This window comes from Cereibacter johrii, assembly GCF_001720585.1.
GTDB lineage: Bacteria > Pseudomonadota > Alphaproteobacteria > Rhodobacterales > Rhodobacteraceae > Cereibacter_A > Cereibacter_A johrii.
Map to the genome: position 1 here is coordinate 1 of NZ_MABH01000071.1, position 4591 is coordinate 4591.

The window sequence follows — 4591 nt, forward strand, 5'->3', positions numbered from 1 at the left end:
GCGCGCCCGACCGTATGGGCCGCCGCCCGTGCCGCATGGCCCAGCGCGCGCGCATCGAGCCGCGTGCCGCGCAGCGCGGCCGAGGCGAGCGCCACCGCCATGAAACAGTCCCCGGCCCCGGTCGTGTCCACCACGGTGCAGGGATGCGCGGGCACCCGCGTCCGCTCGGTCGCGCGGATCAGCTCGGCCCCCTGCGGGCCCAGCGTGAGGACGATCTCGCCCACCCCCTGCGCCAGCAGGCTCTCCACCCCGCCGAGCGCCTCGGCTTCGCCTTCATTGAGGAACACCGTGTCGACCAGAGGCCAGAGCGTGCCGAAATACGGCTGGAGCGGCGAGGGATTGAAGGCCGTGCGCATGCCGGCCGCGCGCGCGGTGCGCAGCGCAGCCAGCGTCGCCGCCGCATTCAGATTGCCCTGCAGCACCAGCAGATCGCCGGCCATGCCGCGGGCCAGCGCCGCGGCCGCCGCCTCCGGCGTCAGCGCCGAGGCCGCCTCGCGCGTGGTGATGATCGCATTCTCGCCCCGCCCCGACATGAGCACGATCGAGATATCCGTGGCCACGCCCTCCAGCGCCACGAGCTCCGCCTCGAGCGGCTCCTGGGCCAGACGCTGCGCGACCTCCTGTCCGCGCGGCCCCTGCCCCACGGCCGAGACGAAGATGCAGGCGAGCCCCGTCCGCCCCATCGCCACCGCCTGGTTGGCCCCCTTCCCCCCGAGGTCGCGCGACAGCGCCGCCCCGAAGATCGAGGCCCCCGGTCGGGGAAAGTCCTCGATCGAAAGCGTCTCGTCGAGCGCCACGTTGCCGATGACGAAGACCTTCATCCCGCGTTCCTTCTCTTCCGAAAGGTCATGATATGCAGCTTATCTCCGACAGAACCTCCGGCGCGATCCACGAGATCTTCGGTCGCGACAAGGCCCTGATCGGCATGATCCATTGTCCGCCCTTCCCGGGCGCTCCGCGCTACCGGGGCGAGACGATGGACAGCATCGTCGACGCCTGCCTGCGCGACGCCGAACGTCTGGTGGCGGGCGGCCTCCACGGGCTCGTGGTCGAGAACCACGGCGACATCCCCTTCTCGAAGCCCGAGGATATCGGCCCCGAGACCGCGGCCTGCCTCGGCGTCGTCACCGACCGGATCCGGCGCGCCTTCGGCGTGCCGCTCGGCATCAACGTGCTGGCCAATGCGCCGCTGCCCGCGCTGGCGGCCGCGGTGGCGGGCGGCGCCCTCTTCATCCGCGTGAACCAGTGGGCCAATGCCTATGTGGCCAACGAGGGCTTCATGGAGGGCCGCGCCGCCGAGGCGATGCGCTACCGGTCGCTCCTGCGGGCCGAGCATGTGAGGATCTTCGCCGATTCCCACGTCAAGCATGGCAGCCACGCCATCGTGGCCGACCGCTCGATCCCCGAGCTCACGCGCGATCTGGCCTTCTTCGATGCCGATTGCATCATCGCGACCGGCCAGCGCACCGGCGACAGCGCCACCATCGAGGAGATCGAGGAGATCGGCGGCGCCACGCACCTGCCGCTTCTGGTGGGCTCGGGCGTGACCGAGGCCAATGTGGTCGAGATTCTCAAGCGCACGAACGGGGTGATCGTCGCCTCCTCGCTGAAGGAGGGCGGTGTCTGGTGGAACCCGGTCGATCCCGCGCGCGTCGCCCGCTTCGTGGCCGCAGCCCAGGAGGGTCTCGATGGCTGAGCGTCTGACCGACCGGATCCTCGCGGAGAATGCGGATCTGTTCGCGGCGATGGTGAACCACCGTTTCGTCCGGGACATCGAGGCCGACCGGCTGCCTGCCGCGGTCTTCGACCGGTATCTCCTGATCGAGGGCGCCTTCGTCGAGACGGCCATCGCCATCTTCGGATATGCGGTGGCCAAGGCCACCGACATGGGCGACCGGCGCAAGCTGATCGGCTCTCTCGATGCGCTAGCCAATGAACAGATGCCCTATTTCGAGGCGGCCTTCGCCCGGCGCGGGATCGCGCCGGATCCGGCCCTGCAGGCCGATCCGAAGGTCGCGGCCTTCCGCGAGGGGATGCTCGCCATCGCCCGCGACGGCGATTTCGGCGGCATCGTCACATCCATGTTCGCGGCCGAATGGATGTACTGGACATGGTGCAGCGCCGTGGCCCGCGCGCCGATGAGCGATCCGATGGTGCGCGACTGGATCGAGATGCATGCGGCGCCGGGCTTTGCCGCGCAGGCGCACTGGCTGCGCGACCGGCTCGACGCGCTGGGGGAGACCATGACCCCGGCCGGGCGCGACGCGGCCGTGCGCACCTTCGGCCATGTGCAGCGGCTCGAGATCGACTTCCACGAGGCGGCCTATCCGTCCGCCGCGATCAGCGCGGCATAGATCTCCACCGCCTCGGCCAGCCGCGACACAAGGACATGCTCGTCCGTGCCATGCGGCTGGTCGACCGACCCCGGCCCGAGGATCATCACCGCCGGGTCGCCCATCGCGGGCTTCAGGATCGAGGCGTCGGTGAAATAGGTGGCGCAGCAGGGCCCCTCGGCGGGGCCAGTCACGGCCCGCACCTGCGCCGCCGCGCGCGCGAACCACGGATCCTCCGGCTCGGTCCAGACCGCGGGCAGATCGAGCAGCGTCTCGACCCTGATGGCCGGATCGCAGAGATCCCGCACCTCGGCCGCCAGCGCCGCATGATCCACCCCCTCGACCGAGCGAAGATCCACGGTCAGCTCGCAGAGATCGGGCACCGAATTGACGTTGATGCCCGCGCGGATCGTGCCGAGGTTCGCCGTGGCGCGTCCCATCCGGGGATGATGCGCCGCGGGCTGCCAGCCCGTCAGCCGGGCGAGCGTCGGCGCCATGAGGCCGATGGCATTGATCCCGAGATGCGGGGCTGCCCCATGCGCGGTGCGCCCCTCGGCCGAGAGCTTCAGCCAGAGCGCGCCCTTGTGCCCCGCCAGCGGCCGGTTGCCGGTCGACTCGCCCACGATCATCGCCCGCGCCCGCGGCAGCAGGCCCGCTTCGGCCAGCCAGCGCGCCCCGTCGCAGCCCGTCTCCTCGCCCGCCGTCAGCAGCACCGTCACCGGTGCCCCGCTGCGCGCCGCGGCCACGAGAAAGGCCGCCACACCGCCCTTCATGTCGCTGCTGCCACGTCCGTAGAGCCGGTCGCCCTCGACCGCGCCGCCATGGGCCTGCCTGCTCCAGGGCGCGCGGCCGAGCGGCACCGTGTCGAGATGGCCGCTGAAGCAGAGCCCGCCGCCGGGGCCGCGCTCGGCGATCAGGCTCGCGCGGCCCTCGCCGTGATCGATCAGGCGGCAGGCGAAGCCCGCGCGCTCGAGCAGCTCCTGACAGAAGCGCATGGCCGGGGCCTCGCGGCCGGGCGGGTTGATCGTGTCGAAGCCGATCAGGGCGCGTGTCAGCGCGACCACATCGGTGAGAAGGTCGGTCATGGGCATGTCCCCTGCGCAGGCTGGCAGCCAGAGTAGAATGCGGGCGCCGCCTCAGTAAAGCGGTTTACAACGGGGCCCGGGGTGGATCCGCGACCTTTTGTTCCCTCGGCCGCGGGACCCGACCCGGCCCGGCTGCCGTTGCCCCCGCGCGACGGCCGGCCCCGCGCGTGGATTTCGCCGGGCCGGGGCTTGGAGAGCGTGCCGGTCTGTGATAGCCAGAGCAGAACAATGTTCACGGTATGACGAAGTTGACCCCCCTGTTTCCAGAACGATGTTCCAGATCGAAGCGCGAAAGAACGATCTCGTTCCGGTAAACCCATCCGTCGGAGGCCGTTTGCCTCGCATCAGCCAGAGTCGGGAAAACGCCCCATGACCATGACCATCTCGCATCTGATCCGCCGGTTCGGCCCGGTCGAGGTGCTGCGCGGCATCGACCTCGAGGTGCGCAAGGGCGAGCTGATCGCGCTCCTCGGGCCCTCGGGCAGCGGGAAGACGACCCTTCTGAAGATCATCGCGGGCCTCGACTGGCCCGACGCGGGCGGGCTTGCCGTGAACGGGCAGGACTGGCTGGCCCGCAAGGCGCAGGAGCGGCGGACGGGCTTCGTCTTCCAGCATTACGCCCTGTTCCCGCACATGAAGGTGGCCGACAACGTGGCCTTCGGCCTGACGGTGCTGCCGCGCGCCCAGCGCCCCTCGGCCGCGAAGATCAAGGCGCGGGTCGAGGAGCTTCTTCATTTCCTCCAGATCGCGCAGCTGGCCGACCGCTATCCGGGCGAGCTGTCGGGCGGGCAGCGCCAGCGCGTGGCGCTGGGGCGGGCGCTGGCCATCGACCCCGAGATCCTGCTTCTCGACGAGCCCTTCGGCGCGCTCGATGCGCAGGTCCGCCGCGACCTGCGCCGCTGGCTGCGCGAGGTGCATGACGCGACCGGCACCACCACGATCTTCGTCACCCACGATCAGGAGGAGGCCTTCGAGCTGGCCGACCGCGTGGTCATCATGGGCGCGGGCCGGATCGAGCAGATCGGCCATGCCGACGAGATCTACGACCATCCGGCCACCCCCTTCGTCGCGCGCTTCCTCGGCCTCACGGTCGAGATCCCGGTGGCCCTGCGCGCCGGCCGCGCGACGGCCGCGGGCCTCGACACGAGCCTTCTGCCCCGCCGCGCCATGGCC

5 protein-coding genes are annotated in these 4591 nt (G+C 70.9%); 3 read left to right on the forward strand and 2 right to left on the reverse strand.

Annotated elements, in window-relative coordinates; translation table 11 throughout:
* Window positions 1-821 (reverse strand): PfkB family carbohydrate kinase (locus A9O63_RS05220; RefSeq protein WP_069330975.1); only part of this gene is annotated, 821 nt, incomplete at its 3' end.
* Window positions 822-853: 32 nt separating this feature from the next.
* On the opposite strand from A9O63_RS05220, the gene A9O63_RS05225 reads away from it, so the two are divergent.
* Window positions 854-1696, forward strand: a complete 843-nt coding sequence (locus tag A9O63_RS05225) for a BtpA/SgcQ family protein (RefSeq protein WP_069330976.1) — start codon at window positions 854-856, stop codon at window positions 1694-1696.
* Window positions 1689-2354 (forward strand): TenA family protein, encoded by a 666-nt coding sequence (locus A9O63_RS05230; protein WP_069330977.1) that lies wholly within the window; start codon window positions 1689-1691, stop codon window positions 2352-2354. The genes A9O63_RS05225 and A9O63_RS05230 overlap by 8 nt, the downstream gene beginning before the upstream one ends.
* Here the strand turns inward: A9O63_RS05230 and A9O63_RS05235 are convergent.
* A complete protein-coding gene (locus tag A9O63_RS05235) occupies window positions 2324-3418 on the reverse strand; it encodes a M20 family metallopeptidase (RefSeq protein ID WP_069330978.1) in 1095 nt (364 codons plus the stop codon). The two genes, A9O63_RS05230 and A9O63_RS05235, sit on opposite strands and share 31 nt — an antisense overlap.
* Window positions 3419-3787: 369 nt before the next feature.
* Here A9O63_RS05235 and A9O63_RS05240 point away from each other — a divergent pair.
* On the forward strand, window positions 3788-4591 hold an 804-nt coding region (locus A9O63_RS05240), incomplete at its 3' end, for a sulfate/molybdate ABC transporter ATP-binding protein (protein WP_069330979.1).

Coding starts and splice junctions, on each gene's coding strand:
- A9O63_RS05225 (WP_069330976.1), top strand. CDS start 854: ATGCAGCTTATCTCCGACAGAACCTCCGGCGCGATCCACGAGATCTTC.
- A9O63_RS05230 (WP_069330977.1), top strand. CDS start 1,689: ATGGCTGAGCGTCTGACCGACCGGATCCTCGCGGAGAATGCGGATCTG.
- A9O63_RS05235 (WP_069330978.1), bottom strand. CDS start 3,418: ATGACCGACCTTCTCACCGATGTGGTCGCGCTGACACGCGCCCTGATC.